Below are 23,220 nucleotides of genomic sequence, written 5' to 3'. Positions count from 1 at the left end.
AGCCGCCTGGCCCATTCAAATGTCAAAGGGCGTTGCTTCTGAAGAAAGGAGGGGGCTTCGACAGGCTCAGCCCGAACGGGGTTCAAGCTACAGATTCCAGCTCTTCGACCACGAGCTGGTCGTTGGTGTAGACGCAGATGTCCGCCGCCACCTTCATCGCCTTGCGGGCCAGGGTTTCGGCATCTTCCTCATATTCCACCAGCGCCCGCGCCGCGGCGAGGGCGAAATTGCCGCCCGAACCGATGGCCGCGACGCCGCCAACCGGTTCCAGCACGTCGCCATTGCCGGTCAGGATCAGCGTCACTTCCCTGTCCGCGACGATCATCATCGCTTCCAGGTTGCGAAGATATTTGTCGGTCCGCCAGTCCTTGGCGAGTTCCACGGCGGCGCGCATCAACTGGCCGTTATGGCGCTCCAGCTTGGCCTCCAGCCGTTCGAACAGGGTGAAGGCGTCCGCCGTGGCGCCGGCGAAGCCGCCGATGACCGATCCGTCGTGGAGACGGCGGACCTTGCGGGCGTTGGGCTTCATCACCGTCTGGCCCATGGAGACCTGGCCGTCGCCGGCCACGATCACCTTCCCGTTCTTGCGTACCGACATGATGGTCGTGCCATGCCAGACCGGCATGGAATGGGAGCGTTGGTCGTTCATGGCCGGCATATGGGAGCGATGGTGACGGCGCGCAAGCATCCGCTGCATAAGCGCCGGATCGTGTCATTTTCTGGACAGATTTATTTCAATTCGTTCAGGAACCAATCTGGCGCAATTGACATTGTGCAACGCAGCAACAATCATTCGGGCATGTTGCAGAGAGGCAGGATCATGACCCTCAAGGCCAGAGCGCAGGAAAAGGTCGAACGTGCGGGAATATCGAACTATTCCTTCGATCAGGACGTACTGGTGATGTGCGGCGTGCGCTATACGATCGCCGCCTGCGATTGTGGCGAGCCGGAATGCGACGGCGTCCGCCTGGAGAAGGATGCGGCCGTTGCGGGCCGCATCCTCCAGTAACCGGCGATCCCGCCGGATCAGTTGATGGCTTTTTCCCCGGCGCGGCCGACGGATTCGATGTCCCGGCCCGCACCCTTCACGGTGTTGCAGGCGGCCAAAGAGGTGAGAAGCAGCCCAGCAATGACCAGGGCGACGGTTTGACGCATGAATATGCACTCCTTCTGAAAGCGTATCGACTATAACGCGGATGAAGCGGATAAGTCCATTTTCGGAAAATAGCTTGTTCGATATGCTTGACAGGCGGCGCGGTGGATGCCAATGGCCGCCTCCTCCTTACAGGGGGCGCGTAGCTCAGCGGTAGAGCACACCCTTCACACGGGTGGGGTCACAGGTTCAATCCCTGTCGCGCCCACCATGATCCGGGCGATCATGGCGGAGAAATATTATTTCCCAACATTGATCTTTTCATCTGCTTGGCGCTAATTCTCTGCGCCATGTGATGCGGAGGTTTCGCCGCGAGGCAAGGGATGAAAATGTCGCCATATCTGAAAAGCGGCGCGGCTGTCGGCGCGCTGTTGCTTTCCGTGATGTCCGCCCAGGCGCAGGAAAAGCTGACCCTGGAGCGGGTGTTCGCCAGTCCGGACCTCTCCGGCCCGCAACCAAGGGCATTGAAGCTGTCGCCCGACGGCAAGCTGGTGACGCTGCTGAAGCCACGGACGGACGAGAAGGAACGGCTCGACCTTTGGGCGGTGGATACGTCCACGGGCGCGGAGCGGATGCTGGTCGATTCGAAGAAGACAGGCAGCGGCGCGGCGCTTTCCGAGGCGGAGAAGATGCAGCGGGAGCGGGATCGTTCCGTCGCGGGCAGCACCGGCATCGTCAGCTATGACTGGGCGCCGGACGGCAAGTCCATCCTCGTGCCGGTCGACGGCGATCTTTATCTGGCCGCGCTGGACGGGAAGGTCACGCGTCTCACCGACACGCCCGATGGCGAGTTGAACGGCGTGGTCAGCCCCAGGGGCGGCTATGTGTCCTTCGTGCGCGGCGGCAATTTCTTCGTTCAGCCGATGGGCGGCGCGGAGAAGCAGTTGACCCAGGGCGCCAGCGACACGGTGAGCTGGGGCGTGGCGGAGTTCGTCGCGCAGGAGGAAATGGACCGGCGCACCGGCTATTGGTGGTCGCCCGACGACAGGCTGATCGCGGTTGCGCGCGTGGACGAAAGCCCGGTCGGCATCGTCACGCGCACGGCCATCGGGGGCGAGGGCACCAAGGTCTATGAGCAGCGCTATCCGGCGGCCGGAACGCCCAATGCGCTGATCGAGCTGTATGTGATGAAGCCGGAGGGCGGGGAGCCCGTCAAGGTCGATCTCGGCACGGAGAAGGATGTTTATCTCGCCCGCGTCGACTGGTCCAAGGATGGCAGAACACTTTACGTCCAGCGCGAGAGCCGGGACCAGAAGACGCTCGACCTGCTGGCCGTCGATCCGGCGACCGGCAAGGCGCGGGTGATCCTGACCGAAAGGGCGAAGAGCTGGATCAACCTCAGCAACAATTTCACGCCGCTCAAGGATGGCAGCTTCCTCTGGTGGTCGGAAAAGACCGGCCATGGACATCTCTACCATGTGCGGGGCGGCCGGCGGACGCCGCTCACCAGCGGTGAATGGGAAGTGCGCGATGTGGTGAGCGTGGATGAGGGCAAGGGCCTTGTCTATTTCACCGGCAACAGGGAAACGCCGCTGGAGCAGCAGCTTTATGCCGCGCCGATCGCCAAGGCGGGGCCGCTGCGGCAGCTGACCTCGGCGGGCTGGTGGAACGACGCCGTGATGGACGGCGCGGCGAGCCGCATCGTGGTCGCGCGCAGCAATAGCGACCAGCCCAGGCAGGTCTATCTGGCCGATAGCGGGGGCAAGCAGTTGAACTGGCTGTCGGAGAATGCGGTTCGGGGCAGCCACCCCTATGCGCCCTATTGGGCCAGCCATGTGAAGACCCGGTTCGGCACGATCAAGGCGGCGGACGGCTCGACGCTCTACACCCGGATCATGACGCCGCCGCTGGAGGCAGGGAAGCGCTATCCGGTCTTCATGCTCCATTATGGCGGGCCCGGCGCCGGACGGCAGGTCACCAATTCATGGGGATCGCCCATCTACCAATATCTGGTGGACAGGGGCTGGATCGTCTTTGCCGTCGACAATCGGGGCACGCCCGATCGCGGCAAGGCGTTCGAGGACCAGATCTACCACGCCATGGGTACGGTCGAGGTGGAGGATCAGCTTGCGGGCGTGAACTGGCTCAAGACCCAGCCCTATGTCGATCCCAAGCGGATCGCGACCTATGGTTGGTCCTATGGCGGCTATATGTCGCTCAAGCTGCTGGAGAAGGCGCCGGGGGTGTTCTCTGCGGCGGTGGCGGGCGCGCCGGTCACGAAATGGGAACTATACGACACCCATTATACCGAGCGCTATCTGGGCCAGCCGCAGGAGAAGCCCAGCGCCTATCCCGGTTCCGGCGCGGTGGATGAGGCGGTGAAGATCAGGGACCCGCTGCTACTGATCCACGGCATGTCGGACGACAATGTGGTGTTCGACAATTCGACGGCGCTGGTGGCGAAGATGCAGGGCGCCGCCGTGCCGTTCGAGATGATGGTCTATCCGGGACAGACCCATCGCGTCGGCGGGCCGGGGATCAGCGTGCATCTGTGGCGGACCATCGAGGATTTCCTGGCGCGGCATGGGACGGGGCCTCAATCTCGATAATTCTGAACCCTGTCCTTCGTTCGCTCCAAGCCTGTCGAAGGGCTTTCTCTGAGAAGAAAGTGAAGGGCTTCGACAGGCTCAGCCCGAACGGAGGGAGGGCGTAAGGGAAGGGGGCAGGGCAAGGTCCGCCATGCAAGCCAAGCTTTGACGCAATAAACGGCTTGTCACTGGACAAACGGCGCAATGCCGCTATGGCGCCCACTCCGCAATTTTGCATGGAGTGGAGTGTTAAGTCATGGGCTACAAGGTCGTCGTCGTTGGTGCCACCGGTAATGTGGGCCGCGAGATGCTGACCATTCTCGCCGAGCGCGAGTTCCCTATTGACGAGATCGCGGCGGTCGCCTCGCCCCGGTCGCAGGGCACCGAAATCGATTTCGGTGACACCGGCAAGACGCTCAAATGCAAGAATATCGAGCATTTCGACTTCACCGGCTGGGACATCGCCCTGTTTGCCGCAGGCTCCGGCCCGACGGCGGAATATGCGCCCAAGGCGGCGGCGGCGGGCTGCGTCGTGATCGACAATTCGTCGCTCTACCGCATGGACCCGGACGTGCCGCTGATCGTGCCGGAAGTGAATCCGGATGCGATTGACGGATACAAGAAGAAGAACATCATCGCGAACCCCAACTGCTCGACCGCGCAGATGGTCGTGGCGCTCAAGCCCTTGCACGATGCCGCGACGATCAAGCGCGTCGTCGTCGCCACCTACCAGTCGGTTTCCGGCGCGGGCAAGGCGGGCATGGACGAGCTGTTCGAGCAGTCGCGCAACATCTTCGTCGGCGATCCGGCCGAACCGAAGAAGTTCACCAAGCAGATCGCCTTCAACGTGATCCCGCATATCGACGTCTTCCTGGACGACGGCTCGACCAAGGAAGAGTGGAAGATGGTCGCGGAAACCAAGAAGATTCTCGATCCCAAGGTGAAGGTCACGGCGACCTGCGTGCGCGTGCCGGTGTTCGTCGGGCATTCCGAGGCGATCAATCTCGAGTTCGAGAATGAGATTTCGGCGGAGCAGGCCCAGAATATCCTGCGTGAAGCGCCCGGCGTGATGCTGGTCGACAAGCGCGAGGACGGCGGTTACGTCACCCCCGTCGAGTGCGTGGGCGACTATGCCACCTTCATCAGCCGCGTGCGTGAGGATTCGACCATCGACAATGGCCTGAACCTCTGGTGCGTCAGCGACAATCTGCGCAAGGGCGCGGCTCTGAACGCGGTGCAGATCGCGGAACTGCTGGGCCGCCGTCACCTGAAGAAGGGCTGAGGCCCTTCCCATGATCTCCGGCGCTGCTGTCTGGAAAGCCGTTCCAGCCGCGCAGCGCCGGATGATCGTTCTGCTGGTCGCGGCCATTGTCGCCGCGAATGTCGATCAGCCCTATCCCGAACTGGCGCCGCTCCAGCATGGGCCGACGGCGCTGCTCATCCTTGTCTCGCCCTGGCTGTTGCGCCGATGGCCGCTGTCTAACGGATCGGTGGCGTGCGTCCTGCTGTTCCTGCTGCTGCATACGCTGGGCGGGCGGTACATCTATTCCTATGTACCTTATGACATCTGGGCGCGGGCGATCAGCGGCCATGATATTTCCGGCACTTTCGGCTTGGCGCGCAACGGCTATGACCGGCTGGTGCATTTCGCCTTCGGCGCCCTCCTGACCGCGCCCTTCGCGGAAGCGGCGCGGCGTCATGGCGTCATGCGGACGGGCTGGAGCCTTGTTTTCGCCTTTGTCTCCGTTGGGTTCGTGGGCGCTGTCTACGAGATTTTCGAATGGCTGCTGAGCGTGGTGGCCGCCGGCCAGACGGCGGACTGGTATAATGGCCAGCAGGGCGACATGTGGGACCCGCAAAAGGACATGGCGGCCGCGCAGATCGGAAGCGTCCTCGCACTTGTCTGGCTTCTCTCTACTCGACAAGGAGAGGGCAAGGCCATATCGCCGCACGCGCATTCATCCAAGGAGTAGCTCGCTCATGTCCGGCCCCACGTCCGACCTGCCCATCGAGAAGCTGGAGATCAAGGGGTTGGGCGGGCTTCCCCTTGCCGTGCATGTGGTGGGGGAGGGCCGCGATCTGGTTCTGATCCATGGCTATTTCTCCAATGCATACACCAACTGGATACGTTACGGCCATGCCGCGAAGCTGGTGGAGGCGGGATTCCGCCTCATCCTGCCCGACCTTCGGGGGCATGGCGAAAGCGGCAAGCCCCATGATGCCGCCGCTTATCCGCCCGACGCGCTGACCGAGGACGGGCTTGCGCTGGTCGAGCAGCTTGGGCTGACCGAGTATGATCTGGGCGGCTATTCGCTGGGGGCGCGGACGACGGTGCGGATGCTGGCGCGGGGCGCGACGCCGCGCAGGGTGATCCTGGCCGGCATGGGGCTGCGCGGTCTGGTCCAGACGCTCGACAATGGCGGCTATTATCGCAATGTCCTCACCAACCTCGGCACGTTCGAGCGGGGGACGTCGGAATGGATGACGGAAGCCTTTCTGAAGACCACCAAGGGCGATCCGGTCGCGATGCTGCACATCCTCAACACCTTCGTCGATACGCCCAGGGAGGTCATCGCCGGGTTCCAGCAGCCCATAGAGGTGATTTGCGGAGCCGATGACCGGGACAATGGCGTCGCGCAGGAACTGGCGGAACTGCTGCCCCACGGCCGCTATGTCGAAGTTCCGGGGAACCACATGAATGCGGTGACGCGGAAGGAGCTGGGGCAGGCGATGGTGGATTTCCTGACGGATTGAGCCATGCGCATGCTCCTGCCCATGCAGGAGCATGGCAAGCTTCAGCGGAACGGCGGCTCGTTGAAGGCGCGCAGTTTGCGGCTGTGGAGCTTCGGCCCCTCCTGCCGCAGCAGTTCGCAGGTCATAAGACCCACGCGCAGGTGCCCCGCAATGGCTTCCTCATAGAAGCGATTGGCCTGTCCCGGCAATTTCAGTTCGCCATGGATCGGCTTGTCCGAAACGCAGAGCAGCGTTCCATAGGGCACGCGGAAGCGATAGCCCTGCGCCGCGATAGTGGCCGACTCCATGTCGATGCCGACGGCGCGCGACAGGCTGAACCGCAGCGCCGAACTGGAATAGCGCAGTTCCCAGTTGCGGTCGTCGGTCGTCACGACCGTGCCCGTGCGCAGGCGGCGCTTGAAATCCTCCCGATCGTCGCCGCCCAGCACGGCCTCCGCCGCCTTCGCCAGCGCCACCTGTACTTCCGCGATGGCGGGAACCGGGATTTCGGGCGGCAGCATTTCATCCAGAACATGATCGTCGCGCAGATAGGCGTGGGCCAGCACATAGTCGCCTATCCGCTGGCTCGGGCGCAGGCCGCCGCAATGGCCGATCATCAGCCAGGCTTCCGGCCGCACGACGGCCAGATGATCGCAGATCGTCTTGGCGTTGGAGGGCCCGACCCCGATGTTGACCAGCGTGATGCCACTGCGGTCCGGAGCGATCAGGTGATAGGCGGGCATCTGATGCTTGCGCCAGGCGCTGTCCGCGATCATCTGCGCCGGGTCGGCGGTTTCCGGCGTTACATAGACCCCACCGGCCCCTGACAGCGCGGTGTAGCGACTGCCCTCCCGCTGCAATTCGGCGCAGGCCCATGCCACGAACTCGTCGACATAGCGGTGATAATTGGTGAACAGGATGTAGCGCTGCACATGCTCTGCCGGGGTGCCGGTATAATGCTTCAGGCGGGCCAGTGAAAAATCGGTGCGAAGCCCGTCGAACAGCGCGAGCGGCCTTTCGCCCTCCGCATCCTGCATGAACAGGCCGTCCGCGATCTCGTCCCCGATTTCCGCCAGTTCGGTGGCCGGGAAGTGGCGGGCCAGTTCGGTCGGCGGGGTGCCATCGAGCGCGCTCATGTCCAGCCCGTCCAGAACATAGGGGAAGGGAATGGGCTGGTCGCTGATGCCGGTTTCCACCATCACGCCATAGTCGCGGACGAGAAGGTCGACCTGTTCGGCCAGATAGTCACCGAACATGGCGGGGCGGGTGACGGTGGTCACATAGCGTCCGGGCTTGGACAGCCGGGCGAAGGAGCGGCCGGGGGGCGGCGCGTCCGACTCGCCATGATGGGTGATCCGCAATTCCGGATAGCAGAAACGCCGGTCCGTCCTGGCTTCCGGTGGCGGTACGCTGCCGTCGCGAGCGTAGGCGCGCATCGCCTCGCGAAGATTTTCGATGGAGTTCCGATAGATGTCGTCGAGTTCAGCGACGATCGCACTTCCGATGCTTCTTGTCATCGAGCCTTGGTAACGCACTTATATGACCGAAGGAAGATGCGCGCCCGGATAGCGGGCGCACATCCCCCGGAAATCAGATCTGGTCGAGCAGATATTCGGCTGACGACACCTTGAAATCACCCGGCGCTTCGACATTCAGCTCCGTAACGACGCCGTCCTTGACGATCATGGAGAAGCGCTGCCCGCGCGTGCCCATGCCGAACTTGCTGCCGTCCATGGTAAGGCCGACGGCCTGCGCGAAGTCGCCATTGCCGTCGGCCAGCATCGTCACCTTGCCGTCGGCGCTGGCGGACTTGCCCCAGGCGCCCATGACGAAGGCGTCGTTGACCGCGGTGCAGGCGATTTCATCCACGCCCTTGCCCTTCAGTTCCTCCGCCTTATCGACGAAGCCGGGCAGATGGCGCGCGGAGCAGGTGGGGGTGAAGGCCCCCGGCACGGAGAAGAGCGCGACGGTGCGGCCCGCGAAGAAATCGTCCGAAGCAACCTGCTCGGGACCGTTTTCGGTCATCTTGACGAAAGTGGTGCTGGGGATGCGTTCGCCCTTCGAAATGGTCATCGTCTGCCTCCTGGCCTTGTTGGGGTTCGCGGCACGTTGGCCCTGCCGCCCTGTCTGTCAAGGGGGAGCCATGGAATATGGCGCGCTGCCCCGCCCAAGCGACGGCCCGCCATTGGCAAAGGCGACAAGGGGCGTATAGTCGCGCCATGACCACAGCACGCTCCTATGCCGGACAGTTCCTGCTTGCCCTGCCGGGAATGGAGGACATGCGGTTCGATCATTCCGTCATCGCCATGTGCGTGCATGACGAGAATGGATCGTTGGGGATCGCGGTCAGCGATGAGATCGACGGGGTCAGCCTGCACGACCTGCTGGAGAGCTTCGACATCGAACCCGGCGACGTTCCGGATTCTCCCGTGCTGCGCGGCGGGCCGGTCGAACCCCGGCGCGGCTTCGTCCTGCATTCCCTGGACTGGAGCGGTCATGACATGGTCGCCGTGGGCGAAGGATGGGGCCTGTCCGGCTCGCTGGAGATACTGAAGGCGATTGCGGAAGGGAAGGGGCCGAGTCGCTATCTGGTCGCGCTTGGCTATGCCGGGTGGGGCGCGGGGCAACTGGATGAGGAAATGAACGGGGAAAGCTGGTTTCCGACCGACTGCACCCCTGAGCTTCTGTTCGACGTGCCGGCGGCGCGGAAATGGTCGGCCGCCTATGCCGCGGCCGGAGTCGATGCCTCCCATCTGGTCAGCGGCGCGGGATCGGCCTGACCGGCCTTTCGGAACGTCACCGTAAGCATGGCTGCATTGGGGGCTTGTTGCCTTGGCGTAACTGAACCCTTTACGGTAAAATCCGGCTAACCTTCGCCGTTGAGAGTCCGGCAACCGGATGAGCGCACCCTGATCCTCGGGCAATTGGACGGGGGTTCAACTCATGAGGATATTGATCGCAGCGGCGCTTGCCGCGACGATGCCGCTTGCGCCGGCCACGGCGGCGACCTGCTGGAAGCAGACCGCCGTGGAAGCAGCGCAAATCCGGGATTTCGAGATGATGCTGATGGTATCTGCGCTGCGGTGCCGGGCGACGGGACATGACTTCCTTGCCAGCTATAACCGCTTCATCCGGGAAAAGCGCGAGACGCTGACGCAGGTGAATGACGAGCTGCGCGAGCATTTCCGCTCGGCCGCCGGGGCGGTTGGCGCGCTGGGGGCTTATGACAATTACGTCACGGGCCTCGCCAATGTCTATGGCGCGGGCGCGGACGGGCTGGACTGCCGCGACCTCCAGTCGATCACGGACGCCGCCAACGCCCTGCCGCCCAGCCGGTCGGCCTTGTTGGAACTGGCCGATGCGGCGGCGATCAGCCCGCATCTGTCCGGCGCGCGGTGCGACATCGTCACGGCGGTGGCGGAGAAGGTGCGGAAAACGGACGGGACCTCATCCGGCGCGCCGGTGAAGGTCGCGGTGCGCGGTCCTGCCGAATAAGACATAAAGAAAACTTTATATTGAGTTGCCTTGGATGGCGGCGATTGGTAAAGCCCAGCCCATCGTCGCCGTTCGTTCAATCGGGCGGCGGCCTCAATCTTAACGATATGGAGACAGGCTCGTGGCCACCGCACCCGCCACCCAGGCGCAGGATTATGTGATCCGCGACATCGGCCTTGCCGCTTTCGGCCGCAAGGAAATCGAAATCGCGGAAACCGAAATGCCGGGCCTGATGGCCCTGCGCGCCGAATTCGGCGCCGCCAAGCCGCTGAAGGGCGCGCGCATCACCGGGTCGCTGCACATGACGATCCAGACCGCCGTGCTGATCGAGACGCTGGCGGAACTGGGCGCCGAAATCCGCTGGGCGTCGTGCAACATCTTCTCGACCCAGGATCATGCCGCCGCCGCCATCGCCGCGCGGGGCATCCCGGTGTTCGCCGTCAAGGGCGAGACGCTGGAGGAATATTGGGACTATGTCATCCGCATCTTCGACTGGGGCGATACGGTCTGCAACATGATCCTGGACGATGGCGGCGACGCCACCATGTTCGCGCTGTGGGGCGCCCGCGTCGAGGCCGGGGAAGAACTGTTCACCCCCGGCAACGAGGAAGAGGAAATCTTCGTCGCGACGCTGAAGCGCTTCCTGGCCGAGCGTCCGGGCTATCTGACCGAGACGGTCAAGGCCATCAAGGGCGTGTCGGAAGAGACCACGACCGGCGTCCACCGCCTTTATGAACTGGCGAAGAAGGGCAAGCTGCCCTTCCCGGCGATCAACGTCAACGACAGCGTCACCAAGTCGAAGTTCGACAATCTCTATGGCTGCAAGGAATCGTTGGTCGACGCCATCCGTCGCGCCACCGACGTCATGCTGGCCGGCAAGGTCGCCGTGGTCGCCGGCTTCGGTGACGTGGGCAAGGGTTCGGCCGCTTCGCTCCGCAATGGCGGTGCGCGCGTGCTGGTGACGGAGATCGATCCGATCTGCGCGTTGCAGGCGGCAATGGAGGGCTATGAAGTCGTCACCATGGAAGAGGCGGCCACCCGCGCCGACATCTTCGTCACCGCGACCGGCAATGAGGACGTCATCACCGTCGACCATATGCGCGCCATGAAGAACATGGCGATCGTGTGCAATATCGGCCATTTCGACAGCGAGATCCAGATCGCGGGCCTCAACAACATGAAGTGGACCGAGATCAAGCCGCAGGTCGACGAGGTCGAGTTCCCCGACGGCAAGAAGATCATCGTGCTGGCGAAGGGCCGGCTGGTGAACCTGGGCTGCGCCACCGGCCATCCGAGCTTTGTCATGTCATCGTCCTTCACCAACCAGGTGCTGGCGCAGATCGAGCTTTGGACCAAGTCGGATGAGTATAAGAACGACGTCTATGTGCTGCCCAAGCATCTGGACGAGAAGGTGGCGGCGCTCCACCTGGAGAAGCTGGGCGTGAAGCTGTCGAAGCTGACGCCCAAGCAGGCCGCCTATATCGGTGTGACCCAGGAAGGGCCATTCAAGCCGGATCATTACCGCTACTGAGCGGGATGGGAAGGGGAGGCATCGAGCCTCCCCTTTTTTTTGGGCTTGGGCGGTACGTGCTTTTGTGCCGGGTCAGGTTGCCGTGAGCCGGTCGTGCAGTTCCATTCCTTCTTGCAGAGAGCCAGGCACTCAGCCCTGTTGCTGTCGGGTCTGGACCGGATCACCCAATATCCGTCTCTTTGGGCTTGCCGTGGAGCGCTTCTCTTCGAGAAAGAAGCGGGGCTTCGACAGGCGCAAGCTGAACGGGTGGGAGAGCGACTCCGTCCTTCCGGGTAGAAGGAGGGCGCCGCTCACCCCGCGGTGCATGGCCTGCGGTCGAATATCGGGCCGGCCGCGCGGTTATGCAGGCCCGCTGGCGAGGGCTGCCCTGACCGCTTCGATCGCCGCCTGCGCTTTGTCGCCTTCCGGACCGCCGCCCTGGGCCATGTCGGGACGGCCTCCGCCGCCCTTGCCGCCCAAGGCTTCGACGCCTGCGCGGACCAGATCCACGGCGCTGATCGTGTTCACAAGGTCGTCGGTGACGCCGACGGCAATGCTGGCGCGGCCATCGACCACCGCCAGGACGGCGGAGACGCCGCTGCCGAGCGTTGCCTTGTTCTGATCGACCAATCCGCGCAGTTCCTTGGGATCGAGCCCCTCGATCACCTGACCGATGAAGTTGACCGAGCCCACCTTCTCCGGACCCGCCGCCTGTGCGGAACCCCCGCCGCCCAGCGCCAGCGCCTTCTTCGCTTCGGCGAGCTCGCGTTCCAGCTTGCGGCTCTGTTCGACCAGCGCGGCGATGCGGGCAGGGACTTCCTCCGGCGTCGTCTTGAGTGCGGCGGCGGACTGGCGCAGCCGGTCTTCGCGGTCGGAGAGCCAGAGGCGCGCAGCTTCGCCGGTCAGCGCTTCGATGCGGCGGACGCCAGACGAAACGGCGCTTTCCGAGATGATCTTGAAGATCGCGATGTCGCCGGTTGCGCGGACATGGGTGCCGCCGCACAATTCGACCGAATAGCTGTTCGCATCGCCCTTGCCCATGGAGAGGACGCGGACCTCGTCCCCATATTTCTCACCGAACAGGGCCATGGCGCCGGCGGCGATGGCGTCGTCCGGCGTCATCAGGCGCGTCGTCACCGCTTCATTGTGGCGGATCTGTTCGTTCACATCGGCTTCGATGGCGGCGATCTGGCTGTGGGTCAGCGCCTCGGGATGGGAGAAGTCGAAGCGCAGACGATCGGGTGCGACGAGGCTGCCCTTCTGCGTGACGTGGGCGCCGAGCTGGTTACGGAGCGCGGCATGAAGCAAATGGGTGGCGCTGTGATTGGCGCGGATGCGGTCGCGGCGGCCGACGTCGACGCTGAGGTGAACCGTGTCGCCCAGCTTGACGCTGCCCGCGCCGACCTTCGCCCGGTGCGCATGGAGGCGGCCCAGCGGCTTCGCGGTGTCCTCGACATCCGCGACCAGGCCGGACTGCGCGCTGATCGTGCCCGCATCGCCCATCTGGCCGCCGCTTTCGCCGTAGAACGGCGTCTGGTTGGTGATGATCGTGACCGTCTCGCCAGCGCTCGCGCTGTCGAAGTTCACACCGTCCTTGACGATCGCCAGCACCTCGCCCTCGCCCTCGGTCGAGCTATAGCCGATGAACTCGGTATTGCCGGCCTTTTCGGCAATGTCGAACCAGATTTCGTCCGAGGCCTTTTCGCCTGAGCCCTTCCACGCGGCGCGGGCGGCGGCCTTCTGTTCGGCCATCGCCTTGTCGAAGCCTTCGCGGTCGACGCTGAGGCCGCGCGAGCGAAGCGCGTCTTCGGTCAGGTCATAGGGGAAGCCATAGGTGTCGTAGAGCTTGAACGCGGTCTCCCCAGGCAGCGTGCCGCCTTCCGACAAGTCGCCGGTCGCTTCGTCGAGCAGCTTCAGTCCCTTTTCCAGCGTCTGGCGGAACCGGGTTTCCTCGCGCAGGAGGGTTTCCTCGATCAGCGGCTGGGCGCGGACCAGTTCCTGATAGGCGCCGCCCATTTCGGAGACGAGGCTGCCGACCAGACGGTGCATCAACGGCTCCTTGGCGCCGATGATATGGGCGTGGCGCATGGCGCGGCGCATGATGCGGCGCAGCACATAGCCGCGGCCTTCATTGGCGGGCAGCACGCCGTCCGCGATCAGGAAGCTGGTGGAGCGGAGATGATCCGCGATGACGCGGTGGCTGGCCTTATACTCGCCATCGGTGGCGGTTTTCGTCAGTGCGCCCGATTCCTCTATCAGCGCCTTGAAGGTATCGGTGTCGTAATTGTCGTGGACGCCTTGCAGGACCGCCGCGATGCGTTCCAGACCCATGCCGGTGTCGATGCTGGGCTTGGGAAGTTCGGAGACGATCTCGTTCGCTTCCTGCTCATATTGCATGAAGACGAGGTTCCAGATCTCGACGAAACGGTCGCCATCTTCCTCCGGGCTTCCGGGAGGACCGCCCCAGATATGGTCGCCATGGTCGTAGAAGATTTCCGAGCAGGGGCCGCAGGGGCCGCTGTCGCCCATGGCCCAGAAATTATCCTTGGTGGGGATGCGGATGATCCGCTCCTCCGGCAGGCCGGCGATCTTCTTCCACAGGTCGAAGGCTTCGTCGTCGGTGTGATAGACCGTCGCCGTCAGCTTTTCGGGCGAAAGGCCCCATTCCTTCGTCAGCAGGGTCCAGGCATGGGTAATCGCCTGTTCCTTGAAATAATCACCGAAGCTGAAATTGCCCAGCATTTCGAAGAAGGTATGGTGGCGCGCGGTATAGCCGACATTGTCGAGGTCGTTATGCTTGCCGCCGGCGCGGACCGACTTCTGGCTGCTCGTCGCCTTGGTGTAGGGGCGGGATTCAAGGCCGGTGAAGACATTCTTGAACGGCACCATGCCCGCATTGACGAACATCAGCGTCGGGTCGTTGTGCGGCACGAGAGGCGCGGACGGAACGATGGTGTGGCCGTTGGCCCCGAAATAGTCGAGGAAGGAGCGGCGAATGTCGTTGGTCGATGTCATGCGGGCGATTTAGTGGGAAGCGCTCCAACGCACAAGCGGGGCTTTTCGTCGTTCATGGGAATATCGGCCGATGGGGTTGCCCGCTGAGACAGGCGGGCCGGAAAAGCGGACGGGGCCGCTCGCCTCGGCCCAAGGACGCGATTTTCCTTTCCGCCCGTCCGCCCGCCCGGCGAAGTCAGGCGGTCGGCCGCTTCTGAAATGATTCATGTCCCCCGACCGCGACATCCTTGGCCTCTATCCGCGCGACCTGCGCGGCGGGCGGGCCTTGTCGCGCCAGCAGGACGAACCGCTCCACCGCATCCCGCGGTCCTTCCACCAGCGCCTCCACGCTGCCGTCCATGCGGTTGCGTACCCAGCCTGTCAGGTTGAGACCCCGGGCCGTTTCGACGGCCCAGTTGCGGTAGAACACGCCCTGCACCCGGCCGAGGATCGTCAGGTGGCGGGCGAGGATGGTCATCAGTGCACCCGCTTGATCCAGGTCTGGCCGTCGCGGCTCTCCACCTTGAAATTATTGATCGAGCGGACAAGGTCGGACAGCCGCTTGAACCCATAGTTGCGCGTGTCGAAACTGGAGCGGTTCCCGGCGAGCTGGCCCACTTCGCTGAGGCGGGCGAAGCCCTGATCGTCGCGTTTGACGGCATTATAGGCGTCGATCAACAGCTTGACGAGATCGGGCGCGACTTCGGGCGCGTCGGGGGAGGCGGGTTCCGCCGCCGACTCCTCCAGTTCGGCGGGCGCCGTTCTTGCGCTGGCGAGCGCCCCGACGTCGATGAAGCGGGTGCAGGCGCTGCGGAAGGCCTGCGGCGTCTTGTCCGTTCCGAAGCCATAGACCGGCAGGCCTTCCTGCCGGATGCGGGTGACGAGCGGCGTGAAATCGCTGTCGCTCGACATCAGGCCGAAGCCGGTGACCCGGCCCGACGCCATCAGGTCCATGGCGTCGATCGTCATCTTCATGTCGGTGGCGTTCTTGCCCCGGGTGAGGTCGAACTGCTGCTGCGTTTCGATGGCCTGCGTCACGGCCTGCCGCGCCCATCCCTTGAGCGCGGGCTTGCTCCAATTGCCATAGGCGCGCCGGATATTGACGGTGCCCAGTTCCGCCAGGACCGTCAGCACCGGGTCGAAATGGTCGGCGGAGACATTGTCGGCATCGATCAGCAGGGCGATATTGCCGCTGGGGATCGGCGCGGTCATCAGGCTTCCAGCGCCGCCGGGCTGAACTGGCCGCTCGCCTCGTCCAGCAGGTGGAGCTGGCCGTCGGCAATGGCGAAGAAGGCGCCGATCAGCCTGATCTCGCCGCTCCGTTCCTTAGTGCGGACGCAGGGGAAGGTGCGCAGATTGGCCAGGCTGACCTTGACGCCTTCCTGCTCCATGGCGCGTTCGGCGTCGCGGCCGTCATCCGCGCCAAAGCGTTGGACCACCTTTTCCCGCGCTTCGTCCAGCAGTTCGATCCAGTTGTGGATGAAGCCGCCCTCGCCGGGAGGCGCGTCTTTCAGCGAATGGCTGAGCGCCGCCTTGCAGCCGCCGCATTTGCCATGGCCCATGACGACGATCTCGCCCACCTTGAGCACCTGGACCGCGAATTCCAGCGCCGCGGAGACGCCGTGGCGGCCGGGATTGGTTTCAAAGGGGGGCACCAGCGCCGCGACATTGCGGACCACGAAGATCTCGCCGGGGCTGGTGTCGAATATCTGTGCGGGATCGACTCGGCTGTCGGAACAGGCGATGACCATGACGCGGGGGCTCTGCCCCTCGCTCAGTTCATCCCATCGCTCCCGCTGCTGGGTCCAACCGGTGTTGCGGAAGCGGCGATAGCCGGCGAGCATATCAGCGAAATCGGTCATGCGCCGGTCTGTGCCGAACAATGATGGGGCTGGCAAGAGCGCTCTCGCATCGCTATCTGGGGCGCATGACCGACATCGTCCCGATCCCCGCGCCCGCCACTCGTCCCGAGCGCGCCCGCAAGCCCGACTGGATTCGCGTGAAGGCGCCGACCAGCCCCGGCTATCACGAGACGCGCAAGCTGATGCGGACCAAGGGGCTGGCGACGGTGTGCGAGGAGGCGGCCTGCCCGAACATCGGGGAGTGCTGGACCAAGAAGCATGCGACCGTGATGATCCTGGGCGATGTCTGTACGCGGGCCTGCGCCTTCTGCAACGTCAAGACCGGCATGCCGCGCAAGGTCGATCCCAACGAGCCGCAGAATCTGGCCGATGCCTGCGCGGAAATGGGGCTGGAGCATATCGTCATCACCTCCGTCGACCGCGACGACCTGCCCGATGGCGGCGCGTCGCAGTTCGTGAAGGTGATCGAGGCGCTGCGCCGCACGACCCCGGACACGACCATCGAAATCCTGACGCCGGACTTCCGCAACAAGCATGAACGCGCCGTCGAGATGATCGTCGCGGCGCGACCGGACGTCTATAACCATAATCTGGAGACGGTGCCGCGCCTCTATCCGACCATTCGCCCGGGCGCGCGCTATTATGCGTCGCTGCGGCTGCTGGAGACGGTGAAGAAGCTCGATCCGTCGATCTTCACCAAGTCGGGCATCATGCTGGGTCTGGGGGAGGAGCGGCTGGAGGTCCATCAGGTGATGGACGACATGCGCTCCGCCGACATCGACTTCCTGACCATGGGGCAATATCTCCAGCCGACGCCCAAGCACGCCAAGGTGATGGAGTTCGTCACTCCGGCGGCGTTCAACGCCTATGCGGCGATTGCGCGGGCCAAGGGCTTCCTGCAGGTGGCGTCGAGCCCGCTGACCCGCTCGAGCTATCATGCGGGCAAGGATTTCGCGGAAATGCGCGCGGCCCGCGAGGCGCAACTGGCGAAGGCCGGCCAATAAGCCGATGCCAAAGCATAACGAAACGAGGCCGCTTCCCTATACGCCCGAACAGATGTTCGACCTGGTGGCGAATGTGGAGGCCTATCCCGAATTCCTGCCCTGGGTCAGCGCGATCCGGGTGCGGTCCGACAGCGATTCGGAAATGGTCGCGGACATGATCGTCGGGTTCAAGGGGATCAAGGAGAGCTTCACGTCCCGCGTGCACAAGCATAGGCCGGATCATGTGCGGGTCGATTATCTGGATGGGCCCTTGAAGCATCTCCACAATGAATGGAGCTTTCGCGACGACGGCAAGGGCGGCGTTCTGGTGGATTTCGAGGTCGAGTTCGAATTCAAGAGCAAGCTGTTCGAGATGCTGGCCGGCCAGGTGTTCGACAAGGCGCTGCGCAAGATGATCGGCGCGTTCGAAACCCGCGCGGCGGAGCTTTATGGCGCGGGCGAGTCGGGCAGCAGCAGTTCGAGCGCGCACAGCGCCGCCTGAAGGCGGACGCCGCCCCGGCCCGTATCCCCGAAATAATGCATGTCGGCCACGATCTTGTCGGGGCTGGCGCCGCGTTCGGCGCGGGCGAAGACGACGGTGCCGACAGGTTTCTGCTCCGATCCGCCGCCGGGGCCGGCTATGCCGGTGATGGCGACGGCGACATTGGCGTGGCTCTTGTTCAGCGCGCCCTGCGCCATGGCCCAGGCGGTGGCGATGGAAACCGCGCCGAAGGTTTCGATGACATCCTGCGATACTTTGAGAAGCTCGCTCTTCATGTCATTGGAATAGGTGACGAAACCAGCTTCGAACACTTCGGACGATCCGGCGATTTCGGTCAGTGCGGCGGAGACAAGGCCGCCGGTGCAGCTTTCCGCCACGGCGATGGTGCGGCCGGCGCGACGGTTGGCGGCGACGACGCGCTCGGCCAGTTCGACAAGCGACGCGGGAAGGATGCTATCGGGCATGGCGATCAGATTAGCGCGGGGAGGGAGAGCGTGGCAACAGCCTGTGCGGCAATACCCTCCCGCCGACCGGCGAAGCCCAGCCGTTCGGTGGTGGTCGCCTTTATGCTGACCCGGTCGGGAGGAAGGTGCAGGATTTCCGCGATCCGGGCGCGCATGGCGTCCCTGTGCGGACCGATTTTCGGCGCCTCGCAGATCAGCGTCAGGTCGACATGCTCGATAAAGCCGTCCCGTTTTGCGACGCGCTCCGCCGCATATTCCAGGAAACGGGAGGAGGCGACTCCCCGCCATTGCTGGTCGGAGGGCGGGAAATGGCTGCCGATGTCGCCCTCCGCCAGTGCGCCCAGCAGCGCATCCACCAGCGCGTGGATCGCCACGTCCGCGTCGCTGTGCCCAGCGAGGCCCCGGTCGTGCGGAACGCGGACCCCGCAGAGCCAGAGCTCCTCATCGGGGGCTAGCCGGTGGACGTCATAACCCATGCCGGTCCGGACGCTGCGGGCAGCGCCCAGCCGAGCTTCGGCGCGGAGGAAATCCTCGGCATAGGTCAATTTTTCCAGCCTTTCATCGCCAGCGACCAGTGTGACGTCATGGCCCGAATGCCGCAATATCTGGGCATCGTCGGTTGCTTCCCGATTGCCGTCCCAGCTTCTGTGCGCGGCCAGCAGGGCATCGAAGCGGAAGGCCTGCGGCGTCTGGACCCGGAACAGGCCATCGCGGTCGACGACGTCCCCGGCCTTGTCATGGTCGCTCTTGTCATGTTCGCTTCTGACCAATGTGTCTGCGACCGGTAAGGCGGGAATGGCGCCGGGCGCACCCTCCAGCGCGGCGAGCAGCCGGTCAATCACCGTCGCGGGGAGAAAGGGACGGGCAGCGTCGTGCACCAATATGCGCGCCGCGCCGCCAGCGGACGCTATATGCTCAAGACCGGCGCGGACGGACCCGCGGCGGCTGTCGGCGCCTTGAACGATGGCGGAGACGGTGCAGCTTTCCAGTGCGGCGCGTGCATCCTCCTCCTGCCCCGCGCCGACGACCAGGACAACAGAACCGATGGCGGGATGTCCGGCCAGCGCGTCGACGGCGTGGGCGAGGACCGGCTTGCCGCCGATGCGCCGGAATTGCTTGGGAATGTCGCCGCCCGCGCGGCTGCCCTGACCTGCTGCGACCAGCAAAGCGACGGTTCTGTCTGTCATGGCCGCGCCTGTATCGCAGTGCCGGGCCAACCGCCAGCCCCGCCTCGCTTGCCGATGATGCGGATTTCCGCTAAGGGCTGCCTGTTTTTTAGGCAGTGTTGGAATGATGCAGAGGCTTTCCCCGATTTCCATAGGTCCGGTGACGATTGACATGCCGGTCGTGCTGGCGCCGATGACGGGCGTGACGGACATGCCGTTCCGGACACTGGTCCGCCGCTATGGCTCCGGCCTCAACGTGACCGAGATGATCGCCACGGCGGCGATGATTCGCGAGACGCGCCAGTCGCTGCAGAAGGCGGCCTGGCATCCGCTGGAGGAGCCCGTATCGATGCAGTTGGCCGGCTGTTCGCCCACGGAAATGGCGGAGGCTGCCAAGCTGAACGCGGATCGCGGCGCGGCGATCATCGACATCAACATGGGCTGCCCGGTTAAAAAGGTCGTGAATGGCGATGCGGGCAGCGCGTTGATGCGCGACCTGCCGCTGGCCGCTTCGCTGATCGAAGCGACGGTGAAGGCCGTCGATGTGCCCGTCACGGTCAAGATGCGCATGGGTTGGGATCATGCCAGCCTGAACGCGCCCGAACTGGCCCGGATCGCGGAGGATCTGGGCGCGAAGCTGATCACCGTTCATGGCCGCACGCGCTGCCAGATGTACAAGGGGTCGGCCGACTGGGCCTTCGTGCGCAGCGTGAAGGATGCGGTGTCGCTGCCCGTCATCGTCAACGGCGACATCTGCTCCATCGACGATGCCGAGACGGCGCTGAAGCAGAGCGGCGCCGACGGCGTGATGATCGGGCGGGGCGCCTATGGGCGGCCCTGGCTGATCGGGCAGGTGATGCACTGGTTCCGCACGGGGGAACGGCTGGCCGATCCTGCGCTGGAGGAACAATATCGCGTGATTACGGAACATTATCGCGCGATGCTGGAGCATTATGACAATCATACCGGCGTCAACATGGCCCGCAAGCATATCGGCTGGTACACCAAGGGGCTGCCGGGTTCGGCCGAGTTCCGCAATGCGGTGAACCAGGAGCCGGACGGCGATGTCGTGCTGGACATGCTGGCGCGCTTCTACGAACCGCTGATCGCCGACGAGGGGCCGGTCGAGACGCGCAAGGCGGCATGACGGCGGCCATGACGACCATCCCGTCGCTTCGACCGCAACAGGATGGGCCTTCGCTTTCCGAACTGATGACGGCGTTGCCGGTCGCGACCCTGGTGGTGCGGCCGGACAACAGCATCGCCGATGCCAATGTCCGCGCCGAAACGCTGCTCAACATGGCGCGATCGGCCATTGTCGGCAGCGACATAGCGCGGACCATCCGCATGGCGGAAATGGGCGCGCGCTTCGACATCTGGCACAGCAACAAGCCGATCGCCGCCTATGACATCCGCGTGCATGCGGGGCGCACGGCGGAAATGGAGGTCGACCTGATGATCGCGCCCATCGTCGATCATGAAGGCTGGCGCGTCGTATCGATCCACACCCAGAGCCAGGCGCGCAAGATCGGCCATCGCGGTACGGCGGGCGGCGCGCGATCGGCCATCGGCGCGGCGGCGATCCTGGCGCATGAGATCAAGAATCCGCTGTCGGGCATCAGGGGCGCGGCCCAGTTGCTGGAATCGGGCAATGACGGACGGGACGCCGCGCTGACGCAACTCATCTGCAATGAGGTGGACAGAATCGCCGCGCTGATCGACCGGATGCAGGACTTCACGACGGACCGGACCCTGGAGTGCCGCAGCGGCAACATCTATCCGCTGATCGACCGGGCGGCGAATATCGCCGCCGCCGGATTCGCAAAGGATATAAGGATCGTAAAGAGTTATGATCCATCCCTGCCATTCGCCAATATCAACGAGGATGCGCTGGTGCAGGTGATGATCAACCTGCTCAAAAATGCCGCCGAGGCGCTGGAGCACAGCAGGAAGCCCCGGATAAGGGTGGAGACGGCGTTTCGCCATGGCGTTTCCGTAGTGGTCGGCAAGGGGAAGGGCAGCGCGGTGCTGCCCATCGAAATCCTGGTGGTCGACAATGGGCCGGGCGTGCCGGAGCATATATTGGATCACCTGTTCAATCCCTTCATCACCGGCAGGCGGGACGGAACGGGGCTGGGGCTGGCGCTGGTGGACAAGCTGGTGCGCGACATGAACGGGTTCGTGCAATATTCGCGCGATCATGAGGCAGGGGAATCGACCTTCCGCATCCTGCTGCCGATGGGAACGGGTTGATGGCGGCGAGATGATGGCGGTGACGGGCTCGATTTTGGTGGTGGACGACGATCCGGCGATCTGCGTGGTCGTGGGGGAAGCGCTGCGGCGGCAGGGATACAGGGTCAAGACGGCTGCATCGATCCGGGAGCGGAGCGCCCTGCTGGAAAGCTTTTCGCCGGACGTCCTGATCACCGACGTCATGCTGCCGGACGGCGACGGGCTGGATGGGGTCGCGGAGATTCTGGAACGGCGCCCGGCGCTCAGCATCATCATCCTGTCGGCGCAGAACACATTGAATACGGCGATCCGCGCCACCGAAAAAGGCGCGTTCGAATATCTGCCCAAGCCCTTCGATCTCAATGAGCTGACGCGGGCCGTGTCGGATGCGCTGGGATCGGGGAAGGGGGCGGACGAGGAAGCGGCCGATGCCGGCCTGCCGCATGACGGATTGCCGCTGGTGGGTCGTTCCCCGGCGATGCAGGAGGTGTATCGGACCATCGCCCGGGTCCTGTCGAACGACCTCAGCATATTGGTGCTGGGCGAATCCGGGACCGGCAAGGAACTGGTGGCAGAGGCGATCCATAGCCTGGGGCAGAGGCGGACCAAGCCGTTCGTGCCGATCAACATGGCCGCCATCCCCCGCGAACTGATCGAGGCGGAACTGTTCGGTTATGAAAAAGGGGCCTTCACCGGCGCCCATGCCCGCACCGCAGGCAAGTTCGAGCAGGCGCAGGGCGGCACGCTGTTCCTGGACGAGATCGGGGACATGCCGATGGAAGCGCAGACGCGGCTGCTGCGCGTCCTTCAGTCCGGAGAGGTCACGACCGTCGGCGGCTCCAAATCGGTCAAGGTGAATGTCCGCATCATCGCGGCCACCAACAAGGATCTGCCCAGGCTGATCGAGGAGAACCGCTTCCGGCAGGACCTCTATTACCGGTTGAACGTGGTCCCCATCGCGCTTCCGGCGCTGCGTGAGCGGCGGGAGGACGTGATCCTGCTCGCCCGGCATTTCCTGGACCGCGCGGCGCAGGAGGGGCTGCCGCGCAAGTCGCTGTCCGACGATGCGGCGCAATTGCTGATGGCCTATCACTGGCCCGGCAATGTGCGCGAACTGCAGAATCTGATGCAGCGGCTGGCGGTTCTGAGCCGTGAGAACATGATCACCGCCGACATGCTGCGCAACAGCCTGCCGCTGGAAGCCGTGCCCGCCGATTATGCCGCCCCCGGCGACCTGCTGGGCCAGGCGGTGCGGGAATGGGCGAAGCGGCAACTGGGCATCGGCCTGACCCAGCCGAACCGCAGCCTGCATGACGACCTGCTGGCGGTGGTGGAGCCGATCCTGTTCCAGGAGACGCTGGCCAGCGTCGACGGAAACCAGATACGCGCCGCGGGACTGTTGGGCATCAACCGCAACACGCTGCGCAAGAAGCTGACCGACTATGGGCTCGATCCCTTGCAGCTTCGGATCGGCGATTAGAATATTCGGCGGGGAAGATCGGCCAAGCCGATGCGTTCGGATCGACCGTTCCGGGCGGCGGCGACGAACCGACCGCTCTTTTCGACCGGAAGCGCCATGCCCATCAATTACTGTGTTT

The 23,220-nt window shown here is 64.3% G+C and carries 23 protein-coding genes and 1 tRNA gene; 14 read left to right on the top strand and 10 right to left on the bottom strand.

Annotated features, from left to right (window positions below):
• Nucleotides 1–82: 82 nt before the first annotated feature.
• A complete protein-coding gene (gene hslV, locus TZ53_RS18955; RefSeq protein WP_025550868.1) occupies nt 83–649 on the bottom strand; it encodes an ATP-dependent protease subunit HslV in 567 nt (188 codons plus the stop codon).
• A gap of 171 nt (nt 650–820) precedes the next feature.
• Between hslV and TZ53_RS18950 the strand changes: the two genes are divergently transcribed.
• Nucleotides 821–1,009 carry a hypothetical protein gene (locus tag TZ53_RS18950; protein WP_025550870.1) on the top strand — a complete coding sequence of 63 codons (189 nt, stop codon included), beginning with the start codon at nt 821–823 and terminating at the stop codon, nt 1,007–1,009.
• A 17-nt stretch (nt 1,010–1,026) separates the two neighbouring features.
• On the opposite strand, the gene TZ53_RS18945 is transcribed toward TZ53_RS18950, so the two are convergent.
• Nucleotides 1,027–1,155 carry an entericidin A/B family lipoprotein gene (locus TZ53_RS18945; RefSeq protein ID WP_007685859.1) on the bottom strand — a complete coding sequence of 43 codons (129 nt, stop codon included), beginning with the start codon at nt 1,153–1,155 and terminating at the stop codon, nt 1,027–1,029.
• A gap of 134 nt (nt 1,156–1,289) precedes the next feature.
• Between TZ53_RS18945 and TZ53_RS18940 the strand changes: the two genes are divergently transcribed.
• The 5 genes from TZ53_RS18940 to TZ53_RS18920 all read left to right on the top strand — a co-directional run bounded on the left by TZ53_RS18940 (nt 1,290) and on the right by TZ53_RS18920 (nt 6,435).
• Nucleotides 1,290–1,364 (top strand) — tRNA-Val (locus tag TZ53_RS18940).
• A 118-nt stretch (nt 1,365–1,482) separates the two neighbouring features.
• Nucleotides 1,483–3,702, top strand: a complete 2,220-nt coding sequence (locus TZ53_RS18935) for a S9 family peptidase (protein WP_044662344.1) — start codon at nt 1,483–1,485, stop codon at nt 3,700–3,702.
• Between the two features lie 235 nt (nt 3,703–3,937).
• Entirely contained in the window at nt 3,938–4,963 is a 1,026-nt protein-coding gene (locus TZ53_RS18930) for an aspartate-semialdehyde dehydrogenase (protein ID WP_025550873.1), read from the top strand.
• A gap of 10 nt (nt 4,964–4,973) precedes the next feature.
• A complete protein-coding gene (locus tag TZ53_RS18925; RefSeq protein WP_025550875.1) occupies nt 4,974–5,654 on the top strand; it encodes a DUF2238 domain-containing protein in 681 nt (226 codons plus the stop codon).
• 7 nt (nt 5,655–5,661) lie between these two features.
• Nucleotides 5,662–6,435 carry an alpha/beta fold hydrolase gene (locus TZ53_RS18920; protein ID WP_044662343.1) on the top strand — a complete coding sequence of 258 codons (774 nt, stop codon included), beginning with the start codon at nt 5,662–5,664 and terminating at the stop codon, nt 6,433–6,435.
• A 41-nt stretch (nt 6,436–6,476) separates the two neighbouring features.
• On the opposite strand, the gene TZ53_RS18915 is transcribed toward TZ53_RS18920, so the two are convergent.
• Nucleotides 6,477–7,931: an AMP nucleosidase gene (locus tag TZ53_RS18915; RefSeq protein WP_044662342.1), complete on the bottom strand. Its 1,455-nt coding sequence runs from the start codon at nt 7,929–7,931 to the stop codon at nt 6,477–6,479.
• 73 nt (nt 7,932–8,004) lie between these two features.
• Nucleotides 8,005–8,487: a peroxiredoxin gene (locus tag TZ53_RS18910; RefSeq protein WP_025550880.1), complete on the bottom strand. Its 483-nt coding sequence runs from the start codon at nt 8,485–8,487 to the stop codon at nt 8,005–8,007.
• 146 nt (nt 8,488–8,633) lie between these two features.
• Here TZ53_RS18910 and TZ53_RS18905 point away from each other — a divergent pair, with 146 nt between their 5' ends.
• From TZ53_RS18905 to ahcY, 3 genes are all read left to right on the top strand, one after another.
• On the top strand, nt 8,634–9,194 hold the full coding sequence (locus tag TZ53_RS18905) for a YqgE/AlgH family protein (RefSeq protein WP_025550882.1): 561 nt from the start codon (nt 8,634–8,636) through the stop codon (nt 9,192–9,194).
• Between the two features lie 163 nt (nt 9,195–9,357).
• On the top strand, nt 9,358–9,909 hold the full coding sequence (locus TZ53_RS18900; RefSeq protein ID WP_044662341.1) for a hypothetical protein: 552 nt from the start codon (nt 9,358–9,360) through the stop codon (nt 9,907–9,909).
• Nucleotides 9,910–10,030: 121 nt separating this feature from the next.
• On the top strand, nt 10,031–11,440 hold the full coding sequence (gene ahcY, locus TZ53_RS18895) for an adenosylhomocysteinase (RefSeq protein ID WP_044662340.1): 1,410 nt from the start codon (nt 10,031–10,033) through the stop codon (nt 11,438–11,440).
• A 339-nt stretch (nt 11,441–11,779) separates the two neighbouring features.
• On the opposite strand, the gene alaS is transcribed toward ahcY, so the two are convergent.
• From alaS to TZ53_RS18875, 4 genes are all read right to left on the bottom strand, one after another.
• Complete coding sequence (gene alaS, locus TZ53_RS18890; protein WP_044662339.1) at nt 11,780–14,434, bottom strand: alanine--tRNA ligase; 2,655 nt, start codon at nt 14,432–14,434, stop codon at nt 11,780–11,782.
• Nucleotides 14,435–14,609: 175 nt separating this feature from the next.
• Complete coding sequence (locus TZ53_RS18885; protein WP_044662338.1) at nt 14,610–14,891, bottom strand: acylphosphatase; 282 nt, start codon at nt 14,889–14,891, stop codon at nt 14,610–14,612.
• Complete coding sequence (locus tag TZ53_RS18880) at nt 14,891–15,625, bottom strand: NYN domain-containing protein (RefSeq protein ID WP_044662337.1); 735 nt, start codon at nt 15,623–15,625, stop codon at nt 14,891–14,893. Before TZ53_RS18880 ends, TZ53_RS18885 begins: the two co-directional genes overlap by 1 nt.
• Nucleotides 15,625–16,275 (bottom strand): carbonic anhydrase, encoded by a 651-nt coding sequence (locus TZ53_RS18875; protein WP_044662336.1) that lies wholly within the window; start codon nt 16,273–16,275, stop codon nt 15,625–15,627. The genes TZ53_RS18880 and TZ53_RS18875 overlap by 1 nt, the downstream gene beginning before the upstream one ends.
• 20 nt (nt 16,276–16,295) lie before the next feature.
• Here TZ53_RS18875 and lipA point away from each other — a divergent pair, with 20 nt between their 5' ends.
• The gene (gene lipA, locus TZ53_RS18870) at nt 16,296–17,279 is read left to right on the top strand and encodes a lipoyl synthase (protein WP_044662335.1); all 984 of its coding nucleotides are present in this window, start codon (nt 16,296–16,298) and stop codon (nt 17,277–17,279) included.
• A gap of 4 nt (nt 17,280–17,283) precedes the next feature.
• Complete coding sequence (locus TZ53_RS18865; RefSeq protein ID WP_025548914.1) at nt 17,284–17,760, top strand: type II toxin-antitoxin system RatA family toxin; 477 nt, start codon at nt 17,284–17,286, stop codon at nt 17,758–17,760.
• Here TZ53_RS18865 and TZ53_RS18860 read toward each other — a convergent pair.
• The gene (locus TZ53_RS18860; protein WP_025548915.1) at nt 17,706–18,224 is read right to left on the bottom strand and encodes a CinA family protein; all 519 of its coding nucleotides are present in this window, start codon (nt 18,222–18,224) and stop codon (nt 17,706–17,708) included. The two genes, TZ53_RS18865 and TZ53_RS18860, sit on opposite strands and share 55 nt — an antisense overlap.
• A 5-nt stretch (nt 18,225–18,229) precedes the next feature.
• Nucleotides 18,230–19,411, bottom strand: coding sequence for a bifunctional 2-C-methyl-D-erythritol 4-phosphate cytidylyltransferase/2-C-methyl-D-erythritol 2,4-cyclodiphosphate synthase (locus tag TZ53_RS18855; protein WP_044662334.1), 1,182 nt, complete (start codon nt 19,409–19,411; stop codon nt 18,230–18,232).
• A gap of 106 nt (nt 19,412–19,517) precedes the next feature.
• On the opposite strand from TZ53_RS18855, the gene dusB reads away from it, so the two are divergent.
• From dusB to ntrC, 3 genes are read left to right on the top strand one after another with little or no spacing between them, the layout of a single operon-like run.
• Nucleotides 19,518–20,537, top strand: a complete 1,020-nt coding sequence (dusB, locus tag TZ53_RS18850; protein WP_044663154.1) for a tRNA dihydrouridine synthase DusB — start codon at nt 19,518–19,520, stop codon at nt 20,535–20,537.
• Nucleotides 20,534–21,643, top strand: a complete 1,110-nt coding sequence (locus TZ53_RS18845) for a two-component system sensor histidine kinase NtrB (protein ID WP_025548920.1) — start codon at nt 20,534–20,536, stop codon at nt 21,641–21,643. Before dusB ends, TZ53_RS18845 begins: the two co-directional genes overlap by 4 nt.
• A 13-nt stretch (nt 21,644–21,656) precedes the next feature.
• Nucleotides 21,657–23,102 carry a nitrogen regulation protein NR(I) gene (ntrC, locus tag TZ53_RS18840; RefSeq protein ID WP_044663153.1) on the top strand — a complete coding sequence of 482 codons (1,446 nt, stop codon included), beginning with the start codon at nt 21,657–21,659 and terminating at the stop codon, nt 23,100–23,102.
• Nucleotides 23,103–23,220 lie beyond the last annotated feature (118 nt).

This window comes from Sphingobium sp. YBL2, assembly GCF_000943805.1.
GTDB lineage: Bacteria > Pseudomonadota > Alphaproteobacteria > Sphingomonadales > Sphingomonadaceae > Sphingobium > Sphingobium fuliginis.
The sequence above is the reverse complement of the archived record's forward strand: the minus strand, read 5'-3'. Positions and strand labels throughout refer to the sequence as shown.

Excerpts from the sequence above, each read along its gene's own strand:
- hslV (WP_025550868.1), bottom strand. The coding sequence starts at position 649 with ATGAACGACCAACGCTCCCATTCCATGCCGGTCTGGCATGGCACGACC.
- TZ53_RS18950 (WP_025550870.1), top strand. The coding sequence starts at position 821 with ATGACCCTCAAGGCCAGAGCGCAGGAAAAGGTCGAACGTGCGGGAATA.
- TZ53_RS18945 (WP_007685859.1), bottom strand. The coding sequence starts at position 1,155 with ATGCGTCAAACCGTCGCCCTGGTCATTGCTGGGCTGCTTCTCACCTCT.
- TZ53_RS18935 (WP_044662344.1), top strand. The coding sequence starts at position 1,483 with ATGTCGCCATATCTGAAAAGCGGCGCGGCTGTCGGCGCGCTGTTGCTT.
- TZ53_RS18930 (WP_025550873.1), top strand. The coding sequence starts at position 3,938 with ATGGGCTACAAGGTCGTCGTCGTTGGTGCCACCGGTAATGTGGGCCGC.
- TZ53_RS18925 (WP_025550875.1), top strand. The coding sequence starts at position 4,974 with ATGATCTCCGGCGCTGCTGTCTGGAAAGCCGTTCCAGCCGCGCAGCGC.
- TZ53_RS18920 (WP_044662343.1), top strand. The coding sequence starts at position 5,662 with ATGTCCGGCCCCACGTCCGACCTGCCCATCGAGAAGCTGGAGATCAAG.
- TZ53_RS18915 (WP_044662342.1), bottom strand. The coding sequence starts at position 7,931 with ATGACAAGAAGCATCGGAAGTGCGATCGTCGCTGAACTCGACGACATC.
- TZ53_RS18910 (WP_025550880.1), bottom strand. The coding sequence starts at position 8,487 with ATGACCATTTCGAAGGGCGAACGCATCCCCAGCACCACTTTCGTCAAG.
- TZ53_RS18905 (WP_025550882.1), top strand. The coding sequence starts at position 8,634 with ATGACCACAGCACGCTCCTATGCCGGACAGTTCCTGCTTGCCCTGCCG.
- TZ53_RS18900 (WP_044662341.1), top strand. The coding sequence starts at position 9,358 with ATGAGGATATTGATCGCAGCGGCGCTTGCCGCGACGATGCCGCTTGCG.
- alaS (WP_044662339.1), bottom strand. The coding sequence starts at position 14,434 with ATGACATCGACCAACGACATTCGCCGCTCCTTCCTCGACTATTTCGGG.
- TZ53_RS18885 (WP_044662338.1), bottom strand. The coding sequence starts at position 14,891 with ATGACCATCCTCGCCCGCCACCTGACGATCCTCGGCCGGGTGCAGGGC.
- TZ53_RS18880 (WP_044662337.1), bottom strand. The coding sequence starts at position 15,625 with ATGACCGCGCCGATCCCCAGCGGCAATATCGCCCTGCTGATCGATGCC.
- TZ53_RS18875 (WP_044662336.1), bottom strand. The coding sequence starts at position 16,275 with ATGACCGATTTCGCTGATATGCTCGCCGGCTATCGCCGCTTCCGCAAC.
- lipA (WP_044662335.1), top strand. The coding sequence starts at position 16,296 with ATGATGGGGCTGGCAAGAGCGCTCTCGCATCGCTATCTGGGGCGCATG.
- TZ53_RS18865 (WP_025548914.1), top strand. The coding sequence starts at position 17,284 with ATGCCAAAGCATAACGAAACGAGGCCGCTTCCCTATACGCCCGAACAG.
- TZ53_RS18860 (WP_025548915.1), bottom strand. The coding sequence starts at position 18,224 with ATGCCCGATAGCATCCTTCCCGCGTCGCTTGTCGAACTGGCCGAGCGC.
- TZ53_RS18855 (WP_044662334.1), bottom strand. The coding sequence starts at position 19,411 with ATGACAGACAGAACCGTCGCTTTGCTGGTCGCAGCAGGTCAGGGCAGC.
- dusB (WP_044663154.1), top strand. The coding sequence starts at position 19,518 with ATGCAGAGGCTTTCCCCGATTTCCATAGGTCCGGTGACGATTGACATG.
- TZ53_RS18845 (WP_025548920.1), top strand. The coding sequence starts at position 20,534 with ATGACGGCGGCCATGACGACCATCCCGTCGCTTCGACCGCAACAGGAT.
- ntrC (WP_044663153.1), top strand. The coding sequence starts at position 21,657 with ATGGCGGTGACGGGCTCGATTTTGGTGGTGGACGACGATCCGGCGATC.